Raw genomic sequence first — 24,223 nt, 5'->3', positions numbered from 1 at the left:
ACATTTTAGGGTGTGGCCGCAAAGATCAGCTCAGTTCCAGCCAGATCGGCGCATGATCCGAAGGTTTTTCCAGGCCGCGCAACTCGTAGTCCACACCCGCATCCTTGACCCGTGGCAATAAGCCATTGGAGGCCATGATCAGGTCGATGCGCAGGCCACGCTTGGGCTCGTCCTCAAAACCCCGGCTGCGGTAATCGAACCAGCTGAAGCGATCCGCCACGTCCGGGTTCAGGTGGCGGAAGCTGTCGGTCAGGCCCCAGTTCTTCAGGCGCGCCATCCATTCGCGCTCTTCCGGCAGGAAGCTGCACTTGCCGGTCTTCAGCCAGCGCTTGGCGTTGTCGGCACCGATGCCGATGTCACAATCCTCGGGGGAAATATTCACATCGCCCATCACCACCAGCGCCTGGTCATTGCTGAACTGGGTTTCCAGCAACTGTTGCAGGTCTTCGTAGAAGCGCTGCTTGGCCGGGAACTTGGTTGGGTGGTCGCGGCTTTCGCCCTGTGGGAAATAGCCGTTCATGATGGTGACCGGGTTGCCATGCTCATCGGCGAAAGTGCCCCAGATAAAGCGGCGCTGGGCATCCTCTTCGTCACTGGCAAAACCCTTGTGCAGGGCCAGCGGCTCCTGGCGCGAGAGCAGGGCGACGCCGTAGTGGCCTTTCTGTCCGTGGTAGTACACGTGGTAACCCAGGGCCTGGACTTCGGCGAGCGGGAACTGGTCGTCGTGGACCTTGGTTTCCTGCAGGCCAATCACGTCCGGTTGATGTTTGTCGATCAGGGCCGCCAACTGATGAGGGCGGGCGCGCAGCCCGTTGATATTGAAGGAGACGATTTTCATGGTCGGCAGTCCAGTCTGGCAAAAGGGCGATGCTAGCCGACAAGTCGGACGGGGGCCAGCGTGGCGGTAGGACAGATGCACTGCTAATGTCTCTCAAGGAGCCAGTGGCGGGGAACGACTCCGTTGCCCCGGGCTCGTAATAACAAGAGCGCGACCTTTTTGAGTGGCGCCCAGGGGAGATACGACTGATGCCCGACACCTCGACCACCACTGCCCAGGTGCACCTGCTCGACAGCGGCTATTCCCGCGAAGCACGCTCGCTGCTGTACCACGCCTATCGCCATGAGCCGACCTTTGCCTACCTGTTTGAAGCCGAACGCTCCGGCTATGAACAGCGGGTAAGGGCCACCGTGCGCGAGCTGGTCAAGCAGCACTTTCTTCAGGATCTGCCGGCCATCGGCCTGCTGGTCAATGATCGCCTGATCGGCATCGCCCTGATTGCCCCGCCGCAACGACGCCTGGGCATCACCGAAAGCTGGGCCTGGCAATTGCGCATGTGGCTGAGTACCGGGTTCAAGGGCACCCGGCGTTACCTCGAATACCATCAGGCCGTGCTGGCATGCCTGCCATCGGAGTCGGTGCATGTGTTGCCGCTGCTGGGTATCCACCCGCAATTCCAGGGCAAGCATTACGGCGAGCAACTGCTGGCAGCCGTGCATAACTGGTGCGCCGAAGACCCCCATTCACACGGGGTGGTGCTGGACACCGGCAATCCGCTGTACCTGGCGTTCTACAAGCGCCAGGGCTATGAGGAAGTGGGAGAGGTGGCGGTAGGCCCCATCCTGGAACATGTGTTTTTTCACCCCAATCCCCAGGTGTTACAACCTGCAACGGCTTAACGGAGAATTATTCAGACAATTCCAGGTTCTAAGGTGCTCCCCAGCTCGTGTAGCATCCGCGCCTATGAAGTTTCCAAATAGAGTTACCAGCGGCTTGATTCTGCTGTTCACAAGCTGCGGCGCCTTGGCACAAAGCGAACTGGACGTGCGGGTCAAGCCTTCAAACGACGCGCTGAAGGCCAATATCGAAGGTTATATCGGCGGGGTTGGCGAGCGTGATGAAGAGGCCTTGCTGCGCTTTAGCCGTGGCGCCGAGGAGCAGGTGCGCAAGGCCGCCCAGGCACTGGGCTTTTATCAGCCGCAGATTGCCAGTGAGGTAAAGGCCGGCAAGAACCCGCGCCTGATCCTCAGCATCGACCCCGGCGAGCCCGTGCATTTGCGCAATGTCACGATCCGGGTCGACGGCCCGGCGGCGGAGCTCAAATCCTTCCGTGTACCCGACAGCCAGGACCTCAAGTCCGGCGCCATCCTCAACCATGGTCATTACGAAGACGCCAAGCGCCTGATCCAGAACCAGGCCTCGCGCTTCGGCTATTTCAGTGGCCGCTTCACGAGTCAGAAGCTTTCCGTCGACCCCCAGGCGGGCGTGGCCGATATCGAGCTGGTCTACGACAGTGGCCCGCGCTACACCCTCGGCAAAGTCAACTTTGCCGGCGATACCCCGTTTGATGAAGAACTGTTGCAGCGCATGGTGCCGTTCAAGAGTGGCACCCCCTACGATTCCGAACTGATTGCCGAATTGAACCAGGCCCTGCAAGCCAGCGGCTTTTTTGAAGGTATCCGGGTGGATGCCGCCCCGGCTGCGGCGGCCAATGACGTGATCCCGGTGGCGGTCCAGCTGGAAACCCGCAAGCCCCGGACCATGGGCCTGGGCCTGGGGTTTTCCACCGACGTCGGCCCGCGGGGCAAGGCCAACTGGACGCGGCACTGGGTCAACCCCCAGGGCCACAGCTATGGCTGGGAGGCCGAGTTGTCGGCGCCCCGGCAGAACGTCGGCCTGTGGTACGACATTCCCCTCGACCCGCCGCTGACCGACAAGCTGCGTTTTGCCGGGGGCTACCAGAACGAAGAACTGGCCAACACCGACACCCTCAGCAAGCTGCTCACCCTCGGCCCGGAATGGCACAGCAAGTTGCCCAGCGGCTGGACACGGGTGATCTCGCTCAAATGGCAGCGCGAAGAATATCGCCTGGGGGATGACTCCGGCTTGAGTAATTTGCTGATGCCCGGTCTCAGCTATTCCTACTTGCGCAGCGACAACCGCATCGACCCCCATAACGGCTATCGCCTGCAGTTCGATACCAAGGTGGCCAAGGAGGGGGTGGGCTCGGATACCAACCTGCTGTACGGCACCGCGATGATCAAGGGCTTGACCACTGTGTGGGACAAACACCGTTTCCTCGGCCGCGCGCAGTTTGGCGGCAGCGCCACCAATGGCTACAAGTCGGTGCCGCCGTCCCTGCGCTTCTTTGCCGGTGGCGACCAGAGCGTGCGTGGCTACGAGTACCAGACGCTGTCCCCGGAAAACAACAAGGGTGACCGCATCGGTGGCCGCTACATGGTGGCCCTGAGCGCCGAGTATCAATATTCCATCGCCGAAAAATGGCGGATCGCGACCTTTGTCGACCAGGGCAACTCTTTTAACTCCCTGGAATTGCCGAGCCTGAAAACCGGGGTCGGCGTTGGCGTGCGCTGGGTGTCGCCGGTTGGCCCGATCCGCCTTGACCTGGCCCATGCCCTGGAAGACCCGGGCGGCATTCGTTTGCACTTTTCCATGGGGCCTGAGCTGTGAAGCGTGGTTTGAAAATAGCGGGTTTGAGTGGGGTGGCGCTCGTCGCCTTGGTGCTGCTGGCCGTCTGGAGCGTACTGGGTACGCAAGTCGGCAGTCGCTGGGCCCTGGGCCAGGTGCCGGGCTTGAGCGTGGACAACTTCCAGGGCCGTTTGGGCGGGGAGTGGAGCGCCGACCATTTGCTGTGGCAACAAGACAGCAGCCGCGTGGAGCTCAAAGCACCTAAGTTCGACTGGTCGCCGGCGTGCCTGCTGCGCATGACCCTGTGCATCCGGCAACTGGATGTGGAGCAAGTGAGCCTGCAGTTCCCGCCCAGCACCGAGGACAGCAGCGGCCCGATCACCCTGCCGGACTTGAACCTGCCCGTGGCCATCGAACTGGGCGACGTGCGCGTCGCCAGCCTGCTGTTCAACGGCAGCGAAGAGCTCCAGGGCCTGCAACTGGCTGCGCACTGGACCGCTGAGGGCATGAAGATCGACGCGGTACATCTGCAACGCGACGGCCTGGTGCTGGACCTCAACGGCGTACTGCAACCCACGGGCGATTGGCCGCTGACGGCGAGCGGCAGCCTGAGCCTGCCCTATGCCCCGGGTGGCGCGCCGTGGACGGTGGCGCTGAATGTCACCGGTGACTTGCTCAAGACCCTCAAGCTCGACGCCGACAGCAGCGGCTACCTGCCCGCCAAACTCAATGGCGAGCTGCAACCTTTGCTCGAGAACCTGCCGGCGCAACTGCGTATCACCGCCGATGGCTTCAAGCCTGCCGCCGACTTGCCGGATACCTTGCAACTCAATCAACTGGACCTGACGGCCAAGGGTGACCTGGGCAAGGGTTATCAGTTGCTGGGCAAAGCCGTTTTACCAGCGGAAAAAGGCCCGGTTGACCTGCTGCTGCAAGGCCGGGTCGATGCCAAGGGCGCGCAGCTCGCCGGCCTGGACTTGAAGGCCGGGGACAAGCAAAGCCTCAAGCTCAGTGCCCAACTGGATTGGCAGCAGGGTTTCAGCGCAGACGCGAAAATCGACTGGCTGGACTTCCCCTGGCATCGCCTGTATCCGCTGGTTGACGAGCCGCAAGTGGTGTTGCGCACCTTCAATGGTGAAGTTTCCTACAAGGACGGCAACTACCTGGGTAATTTCAAGGCCGACCTCGATGGCCCGGCCGGCAAGTTCAGCCTGGTCACGCCGTTCAGTGGCGACCTCAAGCAAGTGTTCCTGCCCGAGCTGAAATTGACTGCCGGCCAAGGCAAGGCCGAAGGCCACCTGAACCTGCAATTTGCCGAGGGCATCGCCTGGGATACGGCGCTGGACCTGTCGGCATTGAACCCGGCGTACTGGGTCGCAGAATTGCCCGGCACCCTGGCCGGGCCGCTGCGCAGCAAAGGCGAGTTCAAGAACGAGCAACTCAAGCTCAACGCCGACCTCGACCTCAAGGGCCGCTTGCGTGGCCAAACGGCGGTGCTGGCGGCCAAGGCCGAAGGCGCGGGCGAGCAGTGGACCCTGGCCAACCTGGATATCCGCCTGGGCGACAACCGCATCAACGGCAGCGCCAGCCTGCAACAGCGCTTGGCCGGGCAGATCGACATCAAGCTCGCACGCCTGGCCCAGCTGTGGCCGCAGCTGCGTGGGCAGGTCAATGGCCGGCTCGATGTGGCCGGCACGTTGAAGGCGCCCCAGGGCAAGCTCGACCTCAAGGGCCAGCAACTGGTGTTTGAAGACAATCGCCTGCAAGCCCTGAGCCTGGACGCAACGCTGGACAACGCCCAACGCGCGAAGATCGACCTCAAGGGCACAGGCATCCAGGCCGGTGACACCCAGCTCGGCACCCTGACCGCCAGCGCCCAGGGCGATATCAAAAGCCAGAAACTCCAACTGGAGCTGATGGGCCCCCTGGTCAAGCTGGCCCTGGCCCTGGACGGCACGCTTGACAAGGGCAACTGGCGCGGGCGCCTGGCCAGTGGCGATGTGCAGGCCGGTGGCCAGGACTGGAAACTGCAGGCCCCGGCAAAAATCGAGCGCATGGCCGACGGCAAGCTGACGTTCGCCGCCCACTGCTGGGTCTCCGGGCCCGCCAGCCTGTGTGGCGAAGACCAGCGGCTGATGCCCGATCCCAAGCTGCGTTACCACCTCAAGCAGTTCCCCATCGACAGCCTGGCGCAATGGCTGCCCAAGGATTTTGCCTGGCAGGGCAAGCTCAACGCCGATATCCAGCTCGACCTGCCGGCCAGCGGCCCCAAAGGCCTGATCGCGGTGGATGCCAGTGGCGGCACACTGCGGGTCAAGGACAAGGACCAGTGGCTGGATTTCCCCTACGACGCCCTCAAGCTGGAAACCACGCTCAACCCCACGCGCATCGATACCCAGCTGAATTTCCGTGGCGGCAAGCTCGGTGAGTTGCTGTTGCAGGCGCAAATCAACCCGTTGGCGAAAAACAAGCCGATCTCCGGCAACTTCAGCCTCACCGGCCTGGACCTGGCGGTCGCGCGACCGTTTGTGCCGATGGTGGAAAAACTCAATGGCAAGCTCAATGGCAACGGGCGGATCTCCGGCGGGTTGTTGGCGCCGCAGGTCAACGGCAACATCAACCTGATCGCCGGCGAGATTTCCGGGCCCGAACTGCCCATCAGCCTTGAAGGCCTGAACGTGCAGGCCCTGATCGCCGGCGAAAGCGTGCAGCTCAACGGCGGCTGGCGCAGTGGCAAGGCCGGGCAGGGCAGCCTCAAGGGGCAGATCGACTGGGGCCGGGCCCTGGTCGTGGACCTCAGTCTGCAAGGCTCGCAACTGCCGGTCACGGTCGAACCCTACGCCGAACTGGAAGTGGCGCCTGACCTGAAGATCACGCTCAAAGACGACAAGTTGGCGATTGCTGGCAATGTGCACATCCCGCGCGGTGATATCACCGTGCGCGAACTGCCGCCGTCGACGGTCAAGGTTTCGGACGACACGGTGATCGTCGGCAGCCAGACCGAAGAGGGCAAGCCGCCAATGGCCATGGCCATGGATATCAACGTGGTGGTGGGCGAGGAGCAGCTCAACTTTGCCGGCTTCGGCCTGACCGCCAAGGTCCAGGGCCGAGTGCATATCGGCGACAACCTGGACACCCGTGGCGAGCTGTGGCTCAACGACGGGCGCTACCGCGCCTACGGCCAGAGGCTGGATGTGCGCCGTGCGCGCCTGCTGTTCGCCGGGCCACTGGACCAGCCGTACCTGGATATCGAAGCTATCCGCAAGACCGACGACGTGATCGCTGGTATCCGTTTGAGTGGCAGTGCCGAGCAGCCGACCACGCAGATCTTCTCGGAACCGGCCATGAGCCAGGAGCAGGCGCTGTCTTACCTGGTACTGGGCCGCCCATTGAGCACCACCGGCGAAGACAACAACATGCTGGCGCAAGCGGCGCTGGGCCTGGGGTTGATGGGCAGTGCCGGCGTGACCTCGGACATTGCCAAGAACCTCGGCATCCAGGACTTTGAACTGGACACCCAGGGCAGCGGCACCAGCACGGCGGTAGTGGCCAGCGGCAAGATCACCGAAAAACTCAGCCTGCGCTACGGGGTCGGGGTGTTCGAGCCGGCCAGCACCATCGCCTTGCGTTACCTGCTGAGCAAGCGGGTGTACCTGGAAGTGGCCAGCGGCGTGGCCAGTTCGTTGGATATCTTCTACAAACGGGATTTCTGACGGTCAAACGCCAATCAAACAGTGGAGCTGGCTTGTGTAGGAGCTCCCACACAAACCCACCCCCTATTGTTTTGCGTGATCTTATGGCCTAGGGCTGGCACACCAGCGACACCCGCTCGAAGTTCAGCGCCTTGTCACGTTCGCCCAGCACATAGGGCGCCTGGCATTGCTGCCCGTTCCACTTGATGACCAGGTTGCCCGCATCCTGCTCCATCAACGCCAGCGCCTTGCCGCTGGGGTCTGCAATCGCGATCTGCTGGCCCGCCATATCCTCGATGGCCGCGCCAAACGGCATCGGCTGGTGCTGGGCATCGAACAGCGCAAACTGCACCCGGCGCCCGGTCTTGCTGAGGTAGCGCGCCAGTACCACCGCACCACGGCGTGGCACCACTTGCTGGGTGGCGTTATCAATCTCGATATCCGCGCCCAGGTCGCGGGTGTCCAGGCTGATCCAGTTCACCCGATAGGGCTGGGCGTTGGCGACCACTGCAAAACCGTTGCTGGCGGTTCTGGCTCCGTTGTAGCTGCCAATCTTGACCCCAGCCACATCCGGCACCTGGGCCAGGGCAAAGGTCTCGCCCACGGTTTGCCCCAGGTTGATCCCGCCTGCGTGGGCCACGATCGAGCCGGCCAGGTTGAGGTTTTGCGCGTTGTAGTCGCGGCCTTGGCCCAAACCTGTGCTGATGTCCATGATTGACGTGCGGGTGCTGAAGTTGGCCGATCCCGTGCTACCGCCGGTGCTGCTGTTGCCACCTTGCACCGAATAGTAGGTGTCGCTGTTTTCCGACAGATAACCGCTGACCCCCACTTGGGTGCTGTTGCTGTTCTTTTGCGTACTGGCCGAGACAAACGCACGCGGCGCGCGCGGGGCCGAGCCCAGTGGGAACGACAGCGACAGGTTGACCAGGGTGTCATTGTTCGCCGGGCCGTAATTGCCGACATCCTTGGAGTAGGTGGCCGCCAGGTTGTAGCTCAATTGGCTCCAGTAGTTGCTGTAACCCGCCGACACGCTCTGGGAGCCGCCACGCCCCCAATAACGCTGGTCGCTGGCGTTCATATACAGGTTACCGTATTGCTGGTTGCGGCCCAGGCTCTGGTTGATGGTCAGGTCGGTACGGGTTTTCGAGTTGCCGACGCGTTTGAGGCCCTCGGTGCTGAGTGCTTCAACGTGGTCGGTCAGGGTCCGATAGCCTTCGGTGGAGTAACGGTAGGCGGCCAGGGTGAAGCTGGTGTCGGTGCCGGTGAAGGTCTTGGCATACAACGCCCGCAGGCTGTTACCCCGCACTTTTTCGCCCACGGTACGGCTGGATGAGTGCGTTACATCCACCGACACCGCGCCAATCGGGGTATTGCGGCCTGCGCCCAGGGACAGGGCCTGGAAGTTTTCCGTGGCCTGCACCCCGGCGATGCCCGACAGGTTGCTGCTGATGCCGTAGGCCAGGGTGCTGCTGACAAATTGTGGTGACGCCTGGTCGTCGCTGTTGCTGTTGAACTGGCCGGCCGAGACGCTGTATTTCAGTTGGCCCTGGCGAACCATGATCGGCAGGCTGGAAAACGCCTGCAGCGTCACCCGGCGCCGGCCATCGGCCTCGATGATTGTCACTTCCAGGTCTCCATTGGAGCCGCTGGGGTAGATATCGCTGATCTCGAACGGCCCCGGCGGCACGTTGGCGGTGTACAGGATGTAGTTGTTCTGGCGGATCTCCACGGTCGCGCTGGTCTGCGCCACGCCACGGATGATCGGCGCATAGCCGCGCTCACTGTCGGCGCGCATGCCTTCGTCAGAGGCCAGTTTCAGCCCGCGATAGCGCACGCTGTCGAACAGGTCGGCATCGGAGAAAATATCGCCGGCACTGAATTGGCCCTTCAAGGCGGTCACGTCATGTTGCAGGTAGCTGCGGTTGCTTGTGAACGTGTTGGGCCGGCCGGTGCTGCTGTTGAAGTTCGATTCGTTGCGCAGCCGCCAGGCGCCCAGGTTGATACCGTTGCGCAGGCCCAGATTATTGGACAGCGTGGTGGTGTAGGCGGTGTGGTTGCGGTTGCTGCTCAACTGATAGTTGATAAACGCTGCCGAAACGCCGTCGTCCCATAATGCCGGGTCCACATACCCACGGCGGCCACGCTCCATGACCTGTTGCGGCACACTGACCAGCAGGCGCAGGCGCGCCACGTCGTAGCGCACGCTGGCGTGTTCAATCAGGGCGGGCAGGTCGTAGCACGCTTGTGGGCCAGCGGCGGTGAGCTTGTCAGTGGCTTGTAACCTGGCCATATCAATGCCCAGTTGTTGCAGCATGTCCAGGGTCAGGCAGGGCTCGACCTGGCCGTTGGCGGGGTTGCGGCGAAAGTCGATATCGCGGCGCCCTACCAGGGTCTCGTTGCTGTAGAGGTCAACCCGGTAGTTGCCGGGCAGTACGCTGTTGGCGGCCAGCAGCAGTTGCAGGTCGACGGAGGACGGTGCGCCCTGCAGGAATGAGGTATTGAACTGCTCAACGGATTCCTGCTCGTTGCCTTCGGCCAGGCAGGTTGTGCTGGCGGTGATGACAATAAACAGCGGCGCCCACGGGGTCAGCCGTCCACGGTAGTTCCCGCCAAGATTGAATCTGCTGCGCATAAGTAAAAACATGTAGGAAACCTATATCACCTCCGATACGAACTAACGGAGCGAAGAGAAATACGGGAGCAATACGTCTGCACGTCCGGCAGCTACATTAAGGCGACTCTGTATTCGGGCTGGCTTGGGAGTCGGCAGTGTTGGACAGTTGCGCGGTATAACGATCTTGTGCGCCATAATCGTTGATACTGCTAAATAACAACGTGGCGGTATGGGTGTGATCCAGTTGTTTAAGTGGGAACTCTTTTTGTTCGCCCGGTGCAATCATTGTGGAGTCGAACGGCTTATCTTTCAGTTGTCCTGATTCAAGCGTTATATCCGCGATCGAAACGTGATAAAGCCCCGGGTTGTGAACGCGCAGCAGCGTTTTACCGGCACGCTCTTGCAGCCGCCAAGACAACGCGGTGGGCGCCAGGTAGGCATCGGACGGGAGCCCGGCAGGGCGGAAGAACACCTTGATGCGCTGGCGGACCGCAAGCTGCAGGGTGTACGGGGTGGCCGAGGCCTGGGGGATTTCCTGGACATTGAGCCACACCACCGACTCTTTGTCGGTCGGCATGCCCTGGCCTTCGTAGATCACCCGCAGCAACTGCTGCTCCTGGCCACTGACCCGTGCCAATGGCGGGGTTACTGCAAAAGGCACGGGGTTGGCGTCGGTGCTGTTGGTGTCGATCCAGGACTGGATCAGCACGGTGTCACCGCTATTGCGCACGGTAATACCGGCTTCCTTGTGCTTGCCGTCGAACACCAGGCGGGTGGCGCTCAGGGAAATGCTGGCGTGGGCCTGGCTGATGGCAAACAGGCCAAGCAGGCTGAGGCACAAGGCCCGAGAGGAGAAAGAAAGCATGATGATGACCGCTGGTTGGGAAGAAAGGGCGGGGCTTTAAAGCCCCGCGCCAAGGCATGGGTTTCCCGAAGGCTTATTCGTATTGCAGGGTGAACGGCAGGGTGGCATCCGCTTGACCGGCAACGACTTTGTCCAGTGCGGCAGTGGTGACGTAGGCGGCCGAGAATTTCAGGGTCGCGTTGCTATCTTGCAGGTTGCTCTCGATCTTGGCGGTGGCTGGCGAGCTCAGGTCGATGAGGCCGCCATTGGCATCGAGCAGGGCAATACCGACGTTCTTGGCAGCGCCCAGGCCACCGATCACGCTCAAGACTTTAGTGCCGGCTACGAGGCCTGTGCCTTCGCCTCTGGTCGGTTCAAAGATCAGCGATACTTTGGTGCCGGCGTTGCAGTTGATCTTCATATCGAAGTTTTCAGCACTCAACTTGCCGCTGCCGATCGGTGCGGAGGCAGTGCCCATATCTTTGATGGACACTTCACCCATTGCCACTGAAATATTCTTGTTCAGGCCCGCACCTTCAACGGAGCAGGCGTCGTTGTTAATAACGCCGGTGAAGTTAATGGTGCCGCTGCCGGCTTTGACAGGGGCAGGAGCCTCCCCGGCGGCATAGGCGGCGCCAGTGGCGGCAAACATCGAAAGAGTCAGAAGTGCGAGGGAAAACTTTTTCATGCTCAATTCCATTATTAGGGTTAAGAGGTTCTATGAAGTGCAGGAGCACGATATAGAGCCGGCCCTAAGAGAGGAATCAGACGATCCTTAGAAGCGCAGTTTTGAGCGGTGCAGCCAGTTCTGTTAGTTGTATTTTTTGTTAGTTAAAAAGTTTGCGTTCAATACAGTAGGCCAGCAGCGACTGATCGCTGCTGACTTCCAACTTGCGCATGGCCGATATTTTTTGCGTACTGATGGTTTTGGCACTTCGGTTCAGCCCGCGGGCAATTTCATTGACGCTTTGCCCGGCCACAAATAAACGCAGAATCTCATGCTCTTTGGGCGATAACCGGGTAAAGCGCTGATCCAGGTCGGCGCCCGAGTCCATCACCGAGGTGGATTGCGGCCCGGTATGGCGAACCGGGTTGCCCCGGCCGATGGCCTTGAGCACGGTCTGGATCTCCTCGTACATCTGGTTTTTCTGAATCACGGCCAGCACCCCGAGTTCCTGCAGGCGCGTCAGGATCAGGGGGTTGGAGATCATCGTCAGCACCAGCACACGTACCGTCGGGAAGTGCCGCGTCAGGTATTCCACCAGCTTGAGGCCGTCGCCGTAGGGCGAGTCGGCGGGCATATTGAAATCAGTGATCACCAGGTCCACGGCGGTGCTTTCCAGCAGGCTGACCAGGGTGTTCGAGCACAGGGCCTCGCCCACCACGCGAAAGCGTGCATCGCGCTCGATCAGTTCCCGTACCCCGACCAGCACGATGGGATGATCGTCTGCGATAACAACATTGAGGGTTTCCATGGGGCGATTATCCAAAGTGAGAGGATTCAAGGGCGTCGAGCAAGGTCGTCAACCGAGCCAGGTTTTGCCGGACTTCCAGGGCCAGGGCCGGGGTCATGGCCAGGCCGGTCAGGCGGCATTCCAGCTCGACAAAGGCCATGGCCATGTCGCCGGCCTGCGCGGCGCCCAAGGCGCCGGCCATGCTGTGCAGGTGCTGCGCCACGCCGTTGGCATCGTTGCGTTCGAGTGCCGCCAGCGTGGTGTGGACATCCTGGCGCAAGGTGCTGACAAACAGCTCGCGCATTTTCGGCGACAGCTGTGGCGTATCGACCAGGGCGGGCATGGCGACCTTGCAGTGCTTTTCCAGCTGGGCGCGCAAGGTTGCCAGGTTCAGCGGCTTGACCACCCAGGCATTCATACCGGCGTCGGCGCAGCGCTCGCCTTCTTCGCGCAGCGCGTTGGCGGTCACGCCGATAATCGGCAAGGTTGCATCCTGTTGACGCAAAGCCTTGGCCAGTTGGTAGCCGTTCATCACCGGCATATTCACATCGGTCAGCACCAGGTCGAAGCGCCCGGGCAACCACTGCGCCAGCGCCTGTTCGCCGTTGGCGGCCAGCACCACTGCACAGCCCAGGGCCTCCAGCTGTTCCTTGATGATCGCCGAGTTGATCAGGTTGTCTTCGGCCACCAGCACCTGCAAGTTCAGCGGGCGGGCTTTGGCCGGCAGGGCCGGGCGGTTGTCCGCGTCGGCGCCGTACTGTGCCAGGTAGACCGCCCAGGCAATCGCGCGCAGATCGTCAGCATCGACGACCCAATCGGCACCGCACATCTGTGGCGGGTTCGGCCCGCCCGGCAGGGCGATGACCCGTTGGCCGGGCCAGGGCGGGCAGCCGGGCAGGGGCGACAGGTCCACCAGCAGCGCCGTGGAAGGCGGCGTGTCCGCCATGGCGAGGCGGCTGTCCAGGCCCAGGCGCTCGAACCAGCCCAGCAGGTGCTGCGCCTGTTCGAGCACCTGCCCGCGGATATAGACGGCGGGTGTACCGGGGCTGAATGTGGGGCAGTCGGCCAAGGTGCCCGGCAGCGTTTGCAGCTCGACTTGCAAGGTAAAGCTGCTGCCCAGGCCGGGCTCGCTGACCACGTTCAATTGGCCGTGCATCAACTCGCACAACCATTTGCAAATCGCCAGGCCCAGACCGGCCCCGGCCTGGCTGGTGGCATCGTCGGCCTGGTAGAACGGGTCGAACAGTTGCGGTTGCTGGGCTGGGGAAATGCCCACGCCGGAGTCGCTGACCTGCCATTGCAGGCGCACATGGCCGTCTGCGCTGCCCAGCACCCGTACCCGCAGGACCACGCGGCCGTTATCGGTGAACTTGATCGCGTTGCTCAGCAGGTTGTTGAGGATCTGGCGAAGCCGCAACGGGTCGCCGCGCAGCCGGGCCGGCAGTTGTGCATCGATGCAGGCATAGAGCTGCAAGCCTTTGCTGCGGGCGAACGCGCTGTAGGTGCGCACGCTGTCTTCGGTCAGTTCCAGCGGGCAGAAGTCCTGAAGTTCGAGGGTCATCTGCCCGGACTCGATCTTCGACACATCCAGCACATCGCTGATCAGTTGGAACAAGGTGGTCGAGGAGCGCTGGATGGTGTGCAGGTAATCCTGCTGGCGCGGGGCGAGCGGGGTGAGGCCGAGCAGTTCCAGGGTCCCCAGCACGCCATACAGCGGGGTGCGGATTTCATGGCTCATGGTCGCCAGGAAGCGGCTCTTGGCCTGGTTCGCCGAGTCGGCGGCCTGGCGCGCGTCTTCCAGGGCGGCGGTGTCCTCGATATGCCGGGTCACATCATGTGCCGTACACAGCCAGGCATCCTGGCCCTGGTAGCGGGTGGGCACGAAGGCGACATGCAGGTGACGCCCGTCGATCTCAAGGTTGGCCTGGCCCGGTGCGGTCGGCGGTTGCTGTTGCAGCAGGTCGATCAGTTGCCGGGTGTCGTGCCATTGCCGGGCATGCTGGTTTTGCACCAGCCTGTGGTGATCGCTGCGGCGGATGACCCACAGGCCGGTCGGCGCGGTGTCAATGACGGCCCGGCTGAAGGCCTCGCTTTCAGCGATGCTGGCGTGGGCCTGATGGGCCGGCAACACCACACGGGCCTTGTACCAGCGATTGAAGGCCCGGCTGCAGCCCAGCATCGCCAGCACCAGGGCCACCAGGCCCAGCAATGGCCAGAAGGCGTAGTCCAGGAACCGTTGCAGCGTGATCACGTAGATCGCCGTCCAGTGTTGTGCGCCGGGGCTGATCAGCTTGAACACCAGGCCGTCGCGGGTGACATTGACGCCTTCGTCCAGCGCTTGGCCGGGTTGGACGGCCCCGGTCAAGACCGCGCCGGCGGGGCTGATCAAAGTGACCCGATCGTAGATCGACCACTGCAGCAAGCGCTCGATGTTATTGACCTGGGACAGGCTCAACAGCGAGGCCACCACCGCCCAGTTGTTGGCGCCTTCGACGGCCATTGCGGTGGGGGCCAGGTTGATATTGACATAGGCCAGCAGGACAGGGGTTTGCGGGGGGCCGGGAGGCGGCTGGTAAGATTCCCAGTGCACCTGATGAGCCGATTGCGACGGGTTTGGCAGGCGCTGGCGTTCTTTCAAGCGGGTGATGATGTCCACCAGCGTCGTCATCTGCACCTGTTCGCCACCGCGCGTCCGGCCGGTGGCGGGCACGGTCAGGTCGAAGTTATCCGGGCCATTGATCAGGAACACCTGGGGCGAGTGATAGTGCGAGGCCGCCCAGAACGCGCTGTAGTAGGCGGCCAGGTAAGCGCCCAGGGCGAATATTTTGGGGTGTTGGCTGGCGGCAATCTTGTCCGGGTTGATTTTCACGCTATAGGGCAGGGAAAACCGCAACCCCCGGCCCAGGTAGATATTCGGCCCCTCTTCGGGCAACGGCTGTTGCAGATAGGGGGGCAGTATGCCTTTGGGGTTCAACTGGCCCTTGCTGCTTTCCCGGGAGATGGCGCCCAGGAACACTTCCTGCTCGTGGATGTTCTCCATCAGGCGGGCAAAGTGGAACTGCAAGGTATCGCGCTGTTCATCGACCATGCGCTGCACCCCCAGGAAACTGATGCCCAGCAGCAACAGCGCCAGGGCGCCGAGTACCAGTAAGCCTTTATTGCGGCGCAGCGAACTGCTGGCCAGTTTTTCCAGGAAGGCGTTGGGATGATGCATTACGGCGCCTTTACGGCAGTAGGGGCACAGCTTTTAAACACAATGACCTCGATAGCGAGCGACGTTCGTCAACACCCTGGCGAAGGCCAATAAGCGTTTGCCGGGCCGTCATGGCTCAGCAAGTGCTGGAACTGGTCCGAAGGCACGGCGTGGGAGATCAGGAAGCCTTGGACCTGAGTGCAGTTGATTTTACGCAACAGCGCAAGTTCTTGTGCGGTTTCTACGCCTTCTGCCACGACCGTCAAGCCCAATTGGCGGCCCAGGCTGACGATACTGGTGAGCGCCTGGGCCAATTCCTCATTGGCGTTGCAGCCTTGCACCAGCGCGCGGTCGATTTTCAGCTCGGTGAACGGTGCCGACACCAGGTTCATATAAGAGCTGTAGCCCTTGCCGAAATCATCCTGGGACAGGCCGAACCCCTTGATCCGCAGGCGGCAGGTCCCGGCGTAGAAATTGCTGATGTCGTCGGGCACCGAACACTCCATCAACTCAAAGCAAATCCGCCCGGGCAAGCCTTGGTGTTCGAGGACGAAGGCCAGGATGCGGTCGGGCAGGTCGTGGCTGTTGAGCAGGTGCGTGGGCAGGTTGATCGACACCGGGATGTCATAGCCTTCCTGGCGCCAGACGGCCTGGGCCGCCATCGCCTGTTCCAGCACGCGCCACAGCAGGCGTTCTTCCAGGCCGCAGGCGATCAGCGCCGGCAGGAACAGGCCGGGCAGCAGCGTGCCGTACTCGGGGTGATCCCAGCGCACCAGGGCTTCGGCGGCGACGATGCGGCCATTGCTCAGGGCTTTCTTGGGTTGGAACCAGGCTTGCAACTGGCCGTTATCCAGTGCGGCCAGAATCGCCTGGCGGTCGATACCAGGCTGGGTTTGCGCCGGTGCGGTGTGGCGCAGCAGCTTCAGTTGGTCAGTCAGGCAGCGCAGGGCGGCGGCATTCACCGGCTTGGAAATCAGCCCGAGCACTTTCACCTGCAGGTTGCTCGCCACCAGGCTGGCGCCCATCAGCATGCGCCGCGAGGCGGCGCTCATGATCGCCAGGGCCGGTCGCGAAGGGTGGGCGGCCAGGCCCTGGATAAATTGCACGCCGTCCATGCCCGGCATCAGCAGGTCGGTGAGCACCAGGTCAAAATCCTGTTGTCCCAGGCAGGCCAGTGCCTGCTCTCCGTCGCTCGCGTACGTCAGGTCAAAGTCGCCCAATTGGTTGAACAGGTTCTGCAGGAACAGGTGCTGGAAGGGGTGGTCTTCGACAATCAAAATGCTACAGCGCTTCATGGGGAACTCGTCCGTAGGGAGCCAGGGTATTGAACAGGGCTCGCAGGGTAAAGGGTTTGACCAGGCAGTGATTCATGCCGGCGGCCAGGCAGAGGGTGTCTTCACCGCGCAGGGCATTGGCGGTGGCGCCGATGATCGGGACGGTGCAGCCCCGGCGCCGGAGGGTTTCGGCCAGTTCGTAACCGTTGAGAACCGGCATGTTGACGTCGGTCAGGACGATATCGAATGCATCGTCGTGCCAGCGTGACAGGGCCTCCTCGCCATTGCTGGCGAGTTCCACGGTGCAGCCCAGTTCTTCAAGCTGGTCGCGCAGGATCAACTGATTGATGACGTTGTCTTCGGCGACCAGGATGTGCAGGTGCAGCGGCGATAAGTCACGCAGCTCAGTCAGCGCCTGGGGCTGCGCCGCCTGGCCACCCTGGGCCTGGTGAACGGCCCGGTGGATCGCGTGCAGGTCATTGAGGTTGACCTTCCAGCCATCGGCGCTGGCCAGGACCTGTGGGCCATGCCATTGGGCGGTCAGCGGCTCGGCGATGGCGCCGGGGTGCAGTTCGAGCAACACGCAAGTTGCCGTCGGTTCGGTGCCGGGCGGCAGGCCGACCTGCGCCCGGGCGCCCCAGCGGCGTAACCAGCCGCTGATACTCTCGGCCAGCTCACGGATGGGCGAGACCACATACACGACCTCTGGCGCCAACAGCGGCTGGGCCTGCGGGGCCGTGCTGCTGGCGGACGGCTGTTCCAGCGGCATGATCAGGGAAAAACTGCTGCCCAGGCCAGGCTCGCTGACCATGCGCAGGGTGCCATTCATCAAGTGGGTCAGGCGCAGGCAGATCGCCAGGCCAAGGCCGGTGCCGGCCACTACCTGGTGGTTGCCTTCGGTCTGGTAGAACGGCTCGAAAATAGACGGCTGGTCTTCATGGGCAATGCCTTTGCCGGTGTCCGAGACTTGCCACTGCAGGCACACACGTTCACCGTCGCGGCTCAACGGCTTGACCCGCAGCACCACGCGCCCGGAGTCGGTGAACTTGACCGCGTTGCTCAGCAGGTTGTTGAGGATCTGGCGTACGCGGCTGACATCGCCGATCAGCCACTGCGGCAATTGCGGGTCGAGGCAGGCATACAACAGCAAGCCTTTGCGCTGCGCCGCCGCCGCGTACCCCTGCACCACCTCTTGCACCAGGGTCGGCAGGCAGAACTCACTCAACTCCAGGGCCAGTTGCCCGGCCTCGATCTTCGACACATCCAGCACATCGCAGATCAGTTGCAGCAGGGTGGCCGAAGAGCCTTCGATGGCGTGCAGGTAGTTTTTCTGCTGGGCATCCAGCTGGGTGCGGGCGAGCAATTCCAGGGTGCCCAGTACGCCATACAGCGGCGTGCGGATTTCGTGGCTCATGGTTGCCAGGAACAAGGTCTTGGCTTGGTTGGCGGCATCCGCCGATTGGCGTGCCTGCTCCAGCGCCGCTTCGATTTGCGTGCGCGCGCTGATGTCGCTGAAGGCGCACAGCAACACGTCTTCGCCTTTATAGCGGGTGGGCGCGCTGCTCAGGTACAGGTGGCGGCCATCGGCGGTTTCAAAGTAGTCGCTCAGGCGAGGGACGGTGGGGTGGAACGCGTCGCGGATCCAGCCGGGCCCCAGTTCCTCGGCACAGTGGCCCAGCCAGTGTTGGGCGAGGGTGTTTTTCAGCACCACCTGGCCATCGGTGCGGCGCAGTACGCACAGGGCCACGGGGGCGGTCTGGATCACGTCGCGGCTGAACAGCTCGCTTTCCACCAGGGCCTGGATGCGGTGGAGCGCCGGGGTGATGACGCGCAGCTCCAGGCGCCGGGTCAACAGGCAGACCAGGCTGATGCTCAGCAGGCAGAACAACAGGGCGCCGGCCATTTGCGGCCACAGAGCCTGCAACACCGCCCGCAGGTCGATGGAGTAGGTGAGCTGCCAGTCCGAGGATTTCAATTGTTTGCGCAGCACCAACTGCTCGGGCAACCAGCCCGGGCCGACAAAGCCGAAAAAATCCTGCTGGTGCAGTTGCGGCAGGTGCTGCCCCGGTGGCGGTTTCTGGCTGTTGCTGAACAGCGCCATGCCCTGGGAGTTGAACATGGTGAACTCGCCGGCACTGTGGTCATCCAGGGCGCTGGACACTTCGCGGTCATCCATTTCCAGGCCGAGCCAGCCGGAGTTCACGTCTCGTTCGTCCAGGCGGATAAAAATGTACAACTGCGAGTGCCCGTCGAACGCGTGGGTCAGCCAGAGTTCCTGCAAGGTGTTCTCAAGCCTGAGGGTGTGCAACCGGTCCAGCATGGCCCGGGGGAAGTCGGCGGGCACCGCCGTGGCGTTATACAGGCGCAGCACCTGGCCCTCGGTGCTGACATAGAGCAGGTTGAGCCGCTTGGCTTGCAAATAGTCGCGCATGCGTTGGGTCAGCCAGATGCTCCACTGCTTGCCTGGGGTCTGCCCCAGCAGCAGGCGGATCTCTTCATTCGACACGGGCAGGTTCTGCTTGGTCTTGCGCGTGGCCGACAGGCTCAGGCTCTCCAGCAGGGCTTCACGGGTGGTGAAAAAGGTGTGTGCCTCGGCGATGGCGCTGCTCATATAGCTGCGCCGTTGGGACACTTCATTGTTGAACGTGAACCACAGGAAGCTGTACACGCCACCGAGGATACCCACCAGCAGCACCAACGCAAAAATGCGCAGCAGACGCCGCGCAGCATGGGGTGTGGACAGGACCGGGCTGATCTGATGGAGGTAGTTCTTTAATCTCATCCCGGCACTCTAGGGACAGCCGGGTGTAGGAAAAATCAGACGATCCTTAGTTTGTTACAGGTAGTTCGCGATAAAGGTGACATCGCTATTGGCACTGCCGGCCAGTTACCAAGCAACCTAACTATTTGTTTGACATTCGCTGCCTAAGCAGTAATATTTCGTCACATATTGGCTGCCTAGGCAGTAATAAGGTGACTTTCGATGGCACACTTCACCCCGGAAAACTTTCATAACTGCCATTTAGGCCTGTTGCTGGGCCGCGCCGCGATTCTCAAGGACCGCATCATCGACACCCATATGGAACCCCACGGCATCACCGCCGCGCAGTTCAAGGTGTTGATCATCATGGCCCAGTTTGGCGTCGACACCCCGGCGGAACTGTGCCGCCACCTGTCCCTGGACAGCGGCTCGATGACCCGCATGCTCGACCGCCTGGAGCAAAAAGACCTGCTGGCGCGTAAGCGTTCCGAACAGGACCGACGCCAGGTGCAACTGGTGCTCACTGCCGCCGGCCAACGCCTGGCGGACAGGCTGCCGCACATCGGCGCCCAGGCCCTTAACCAACTGGCCGGCGCGCTGGAGCCCGGCGAGTTGCAGACCCTGGAACACATCCTCAAAAAAATCCTTATCGCGGCAGGTGATCCCATCACGCTCCAGCGCGTAGGGCGTACTGATTAACCCGAGGTACTGGTCATGGCGACTGCCCAAACAAACAACACCGCTGAACCCCAACCCAACGACAGCAACCCGCGCCAACGCAAAGTCCTGTTGCTGGGCCTGGCGCTGCTCGTCGTGCTCGGCGTCGTGGGCGTGTGGGGTTGGTACACGCTGTATGGCCGCTGGAGCGAGAGCACCGACGATGCCTACGTCAACGGCAACGTGGTGGAAATCACCCCGTTGGTCACCGGCACCGTGGTCAGCATTGGTGCCGACGATGGCGACCTGGTCCATGAAGGCCAGGTGCTGATCAACTTCGACCCCAACGACGCAGCCGTCGGCCTGCAAAGTGCCCAGGCCAACCTGGCGCGCACGGTGCGCCAGGTGCGCGGCCTGTACAGCAATGTGGATGGCATGAAGGCCCAGGTGCTGGCGCAAAAAGCCCAGGTGCAAACCGCCCAGGACAACTTCAACCGCCGCCGAATCCTGGCACAGGGTGGGGCGATTTCCCTGGAAGAACTGTCCCATGCCCGCGACGCCCTGAGCGCGGCGAGCAACTCACTGGCCAACCTGCAACAGCAGCTCAATACCTCCACCGCGTTGGTGGATGACACGGTGATTTCGTCCCACCCGGATGTGCAGGCCGCTGCCGCGCAACTGCGCCAGGCCTACCTGGCCTATGCGCGCAGCACCCTGATTGCACCGGTCACCGGCTACGTGGCCAAGCGCACTGTGCAACTGGGCCAGCGGGTTGAGCCAGGGACTGCGTTGATGGCAGTGATTCCCCTGGACCAACTGTGGATCGATGCCAACTTCAAGGAAACCCAACTGCGCAATATGCGGATCGGCCAGCCAGTGGATATCGAGACCGACCTCTATGGCAGCGATGTGAAATACAGCGGCACCATCGACAGCCTCGGTGCTGGCACCGGTAGCGCCTTTGCCCTGCTGCCGGCGCAGAACGCCACCGGTAACTGGATCAAGATCGTGCAACGGGTGCCGGTGCGTATTCATATCAATGCCCAGGAGTTGGCCCAGCACCCGTTGCGGGTGGGCTTGTCGACCCTGGTGAACGTCAACCTGCACGACCAAAGCGGCCCGGTGCTGGCGCAACAGCCGCCGCAAAAAGCATCGTTCAGTACCCCGGTGTATGACCGCCAGTTGGCCGAGGCCGACGCGATGATCACCCGGTTGATCCATGACAACAGCGTGGCCGCGCCCAAGGCAGCACAACGCTGATGAGCCATAACGCTTCCTTCACGCCGCCCAGCTTGCTGATGGCCACCATTGGCCTGTCCCTGGCGACCTTTATGCAGGTGCTCGACACCACCATCGCCAACGTGGCGTTGCCGACCATCTCCGGCAACCTGGGGGTGAGTTCGGAGCAGGGCACTTGGGTCATCACCTCATTTGCCGTAAGCAATGCCATCGCGCTGCCGCTGACCGGCTGGTTGAGCCGGCGTTTTGGCGAGGTGAAGCTGTTTTTATGGGCCACCCTGTTGTTTGTGCTGGCCTCGTTCCTGTGCGGTGTCTCCACTTCGATGCCCGAGCTGATCGGCTTCCGGGTCCTGCAAGGCCTGGTGGCGGGCCCGTTGTACCCGATGACCCAGACCCTGCTGATCGCGGTGTACCCACCGGCCAGGCGCGGCATGGCCCTGGCATTGCTGGCGATGGTCACGGTGGTCGCGCCGATTGCCGGGCCCATCCTCGGCGGCTGGATTACCGACAGCTACAGCTGGCCGTGGATCTTCTTTATCAACGTGCCCATCGGGATTTTTGCGGTGATGGTGGTGCGTGCGCAGCTCAAGAAACGCCCGGTGGTCACCAGCCACCAGCCGATGGACTATGTCGGGCTGCTAAGCCTGATCGTCGGGGTCGGTGCCTTGCAGATCATCCTCGACAAGGGCAATGACCTGGACTGGTTCGAGTCCAATTTCATCCTCATCGGTACAGCTATCTCGGTGATCGCCCTGGCGGTGTTCGTGATCTGGGAAATGACCGACAAACACCCGGTGGTCAACCTGCGCCTGTTTGCCCACCGCAACTTCCGTATTGGCACCATTGTGCTGGTGCTGGGCTACGCCGGGTTCTTCGGGATCAACCTGATCCTGCCGCAATGGCTGCAGACACAGATGGGCTACACCGCCACCTGGGCCGGGCTGGCGGTGGCGCCGATCGGCATCCTGCCGGTGTTGATGTCGCCGTTTGTCGGCAAGTATGCGCACAGGTTAGACCTGCGCCTGCTGGCCGGCCTGGCATTCCTGGCGATGGGCCTGAGCTGCTTTATGCGCGCCAGCTTCACCCATGAAGTGGACTTCCAGCACATCGCCATGGTGCAGCTGTTCATGGGCATCGGTGTGGCGCTGTTCTTCATGCCGACCTTGAGCATCCTGATGTCCGACCTGCCACCGCACCAGATCGCCGACGGCGCTGGCCTGGCGACCTTCCTGCGGACCCTGGGTGGCAGCTTTGCCGCATCGCTGACCACCTGGATCTGGATTCGCCGGGCGGACCAGCACCATGCCTACATGAACGAGAGCATGAGTGTGTACGACTCGGCCACCCGCGATGCACTGGACACCCTGGGCGGCGCCGGCCACAAGGCCTATGCGCAACTGGACCAGATCCTCACCAGCCAGGCGTACATGATGTCCACCGTGGATTACTTCACGCTGCTGGGGTGGATGTTCATGGGCTTGATCCTGCTGGTGTGGCTGGCCAGGCCGCCGTTTATGGCGAAGGCGGGGCCGGCGGCGTCAGGTCACTGATCTTGCAGGGCAATGCAATCAACATGTGGGAGCTGGCTTGCCTGCGATGCAGACACCTCGGTGCATCAGTTACATCGAGGTGATGCCATCGCAGGCAAGCCAGCTCCCACATGTTGATCGGTGTTGTGCCTGGGGTTATGCGCCAGGCAACGCTAACTGCGGATTGACGAAGTCAAACGCCGCCAGTTGAAACCCTTGCTCATCCACCTGCAACGCCCATCCCTGCTTGTCCCAATCCCCGAGCACGATGCGCTTGGCCGCCTGTTCGCCAATCTGCAATTTGTGGATGGCCGGGCGGTGGGTGTGGCCGTGGACCAGGGTCCGTACGCCGAAGGCCTGCATCACCCGTGGCACTTCCTCGGGCGTCACATCGACAATGTCGTTGGCCTTCATGCGCGTCTGGGCACGGCTTTCACTGCGCAGCTTGCGCGCCAGTCTATGGCGGGTGCGCAAGGGCAGGTGACGCAGGATAAACAGCACGACGGGGTTACGCAGGATGCGTCGCAGCTTCATATAGCCGAGGTCGCGGGTACACAGGCTGTCGCCGTGCATCAACAGCACGGGCTCGCCATACATCTGCACGACGCTGGGGTCCTTGAGCAAGGTCGCGCCTGCTGCTTTGCAGAACGCCTTGCCGATCAGGAAATCGCGGTTGCCGTGCATCAGGAATATTTGGGTGCCGCTGTCGCTCAGCTCACGTAGAGCCGCGCATATCGAACGCTGGAACGGGGTCATGCCATCGTCGCCAATCCAGGCTTCGAAAAAGTCCCCGAGGATGTACAACGCTTGCGCGCCACGGGCGCGGCCGTGGAGTAAATCCAGAAACGCCCGGGTAATGTCCGGGCGCTCCTCTTCCAGATGCAAATCTGAAATCAGCAATATCACGCAATGATCTCGGCTTTCTCGATGATCACGTCGTCTGCGGGTACGTCCTGGTGGCCGGACTTCATGGTGGTGGAAACACCCTTGATCTTGTCCACGACGTCGGTGCCTTCGGTGACTTTACCGAATACCGCGTAACCCCAACCCTGTACGGTCTTGGCGCTGTGGTTCAGGAAACCGTTGTCGGCCACGTTGATGAAGAACTGCGCGGAGGCCGAATGCGGCTCCATGGTACGGGCCATGGCGACAGTGTACTTGTCGTTGGAAAGACCGTTGTCCGCTTCGTTCTGGATGCTTGGACGCTTGTCTTTCTTTTCTTTCATGCCGGGCTCGAAACCGCCGCCCTGGATCATGAAGTTGCCGATGACACGGTGGAAAACGGTGTTTTCGTAGTGGCCGGCTTTAACGTATTCGATGAAGTTGGCGACGGTGGTCGGCGCTTTCTCGGCGTTCAGCTCGATGACGATGTCACCGTGGTTGGTGGTCAGTTTGACTTGAGTCATGTTCATTACTCTTTTCAGGGAATTCGTGGGTTCGGACGCCTGGGCACCCAACCGGGTTGGCTAAACTGCGACCAAGGCGCGCAGTTTAGCGTGCCCGTCAGGAATTTCGAGGTGGTTTTTTACCGCCCGGGTA

At 62.1% G+C, this 24,223-nt stretch carries 16 protein-coding genes; 6 read left to right on the top strand and 10 right to left on the bottom strand.

The genetic code is table 11. The features are described from left to right. Positions 1–25 precede the first annotated feature (25 nt). Entirely contained in the window at positions 26–838 is an 813-nt protein-coding gene (gene xthA, locus BLL38_RS25140; protein ID WP_076964757.1) for an exodeoxyribonuclease III, read from the bottom strand. 188 nt (positions 839–1,026) lie between these two features. On the opposite strand from xthA, the gene BLL38_RS25135 reads away from it, so the two are divergent. The 3 genes from BLL38_RS25135 to BLL38_RS25125 all read left to right on the top strand — a co-directional run bounded on the left by BLL38_RS25135 (position 1,027) and on the right by BLL38_RS25125 (position 7,140). Continuing rightward, on the top strand, positions 1,027–1,677 hold the full coding sequence (locus BLL38_RS25135; protein WP_076964756.1) for a GNAT family N-acetyltransferase: 651 nt from the start codon (positions 1,027–1,029) through the stop codon (positions 1,675–1,677). Positions 1,678–1,741: 64 nt separating this feature from the next. Further along, the gene (locus tag BLL38_RS25130; protein WP_076964755.1) at positions 1,742–3,469 is read left to right on the top strand and encodes an autotransporter assembly complex protein TamA; all 1,728 of its coding nucleotides are present in this window, start codon (positions 1,742–1,744) and stop codon (positions 3,467–3,469) included. Then, positions 3,466–7,140 carry a translocation/assembly module TamB domain-containing protein gene (locus BLL38_RS25125; RefSeq protein ID WP_076964754.1) on the top strand — a complete coding sequence of 1,225 codons (3,675 nt, stop codon included), beginning with the start codon at positions 3,466–3,468 and terminating at the stop codon, positions 7,138–7,140. Before BLL38_RS25130 ends, BLL38_RS25125 begins: the two co-directional genes overlap by 4 nt. A gap of 88 nt (positions 7,141–7,228) precedes the next feature. Here BLL38_RS25125 and BLL38_RS25120 read toward each other — a convergent pair whose 3' ends face one another. From BLL38_RS25120 to BLL38_RS25090, 7 genes are all read right to left on the bottom strand, one after another. Then, positions 7,229–9,751: a fimbria/pilus outer membrane usher protein gene (locus BLL38_RS25120; protein WP_076964753.1), complete on the bottom strand. Its 2,523-nt coding sequence runs from the start codon at positions 9,749–9,751 to the stop codon at positions 7,229–7,231. A gap of 97 nt (positions 9,752–9,848) precedes the next feature. Then, positions 9,849–10,598 (bottom strand): fimbrial biogenesis chaperone, encoded by a 750-nt coding sequence (locus tag BLL38_RS25115; RefSeq protein ID WP_076964752.1) that lies wholly within the window; start codon positions 10,596–10,598, stop codon positions 9,849–9,851. 73 nt (positions 10,599–10,671) lie between these two features. Then, positions 10,672–11,265: a fimbrial protein gene (locus BLL38_RS25110; protein WP_076964751.1), complete on the bottom strand. Its 594-nt coding sequence runs from the start codon at positions 11,263–11,265 to the stop codon at positions 10,672–10,674. Positions 11,266–11,404: 139 nt separating this feature from the next. Continuing rightward, complete coding sequence (locus tag BLL38_RS25105; RefSeq protein ID WP_076964750.1) at positions 11,405–12,052, bottom strand: response regulator; 648 nt, start codon at positions 12,050–12,052, stop codon at positions 11,405–11,407. A gap of 7 nt (positions 12,053–12,059) precedes the next feature. After that, positions 12,060–15,245, bottom strand: a complete 3,186-nt coding sequence (locus BLL38_RS25100; protein WP_076964749.1) for an ATP-binding protein — start codon at positions 15,243–15,245, stop codon at positions 12,060–12,062. 68 nt (positions 15,246–15,313) lie between these two features. Further along, complete coding sequence (gene pvrR / locus BLL38_RS25095; RefSeq protein ID WP_076964748.1) at positions 15,314–16,519, bottom strand: response regulator cyclic di-GMP phosphodiesterase PvrR; 1,206 nt, start codon at positions 16,517–16,519, stop codon at positions 15,314–15,316. Next, on the bottom strand, positions 16,506–19,280 hold the full coding sequence (locus BLL38_RS25090; RefSeq protein ID WP_076964747.1) for an ATP-binding protein: 2,775 nt from the start codon (positions 19,278–19,280) through the stop codon (positions 16,506–16,508). The genes pvrR and BLL38_RS25090 overlap by 14 nt, the downstream gene beginning before the upstream one ends. Before the next feature lie 201 nt (positions 19,281–19,481). Between BLL38_RS25090 and BLL38_RS25085 the strand changes: the two genes are divergently transcribed. The 3 genes from BLL38_RS25085 to BLL38_RS25075 are packed head-to-tail and all read left to right on the top strand — an operon-like array spanning position 19,482 to position 22,705. Continuing rightward, a complete protein-coding gene (locus BLL38_RS25085; RefSeq protein WP_076964746.1) occupies positions 19,482–19,958 on the top strand; it encodes a MarR family winged helix-turn-helix transcriptional regulator in 477 nt (158 codons plus the stop codon). Positions 19,959–19,973: 15 nt separating this feature from the next. Beyond that, the gene (locus BLL38_RS25080) at positions 19,974–21,176 is read left to right on the top strand and encodes an HlyD/EmrA/EmrK family protein (RefSeq protein WP_076964745.1); all 1,203 of its coding nucleotides are present in this window, start codon (positions 19,974–19,976) and stop codon (positions 21,174–21,176) included. Next, the gene (locus BLL38_RS25075) at positions 21,176–22,705 is read left to right on the top strand and encodes a DHA2 family efflux MFS transporter permease subunit (RefSeq protein ID WP_076964744.1); all 1,530 of its coding nucleotides are present in this window, start codon (positions 21,176–21,178) and stop codon (positions 22,703–22,705) included. The genes BLL38_RS25080 and BLL38_RS25075 overlap by 1 nt, the downstream gene beginning before the upstream one ends. Positions 22,706–22,840: 135 nt before the next feature. Here the strand turns inward: BLL38_RS25075 and lpxH are convergent, their stop codons facing one another. Both lpxH and BLL38_RS25065 read right to left on the bottom strand, forming a co-directional pair. Next, entirely contained in the window at positions 22,841–23,590 is a 750-nt protein-coding gene (gene lpxH / locus BLL38_RS25070; protein WP_076964743.1) for a UDP-2,3-diacylglucosamine diphosphatase, read from the bottom strand. Further along, positions 23,587–24,090: a peptidylprolyl isomerase gene (locus BLL38_RS25065; RefSeq protein WP_076964742.1), complete on the bottom strand. Its 504-nt coding sequence runs from the start codon at positions 24,088–24,090 to the stop codon at positions 23,587–23,589. Before BLL38_RS25065 ends, lpxH begins: the two co-directional genes overlap by 4 nt. Between the last annotated feature and the right edge of the window lie 133 nt (positions 24,091–24,223).

This window comes from Pseudomonas gessardii (assembly GCF_001983165.1).
In the GTDB taxonomy this organism is placed as follows: domain Bacteria; phylum Pseudomonadota; class Gammaproteobacteria; order Pseudomonadales; family Pseudomonadaceae; genus Aquipseudomonas; species Aquipseudomonas gessardii.
The sequence above is the reverse complement of the archived record's forward strand: the minus strand, read 5'-3'. Positions and strand labels throughout refer to the sequence as shown.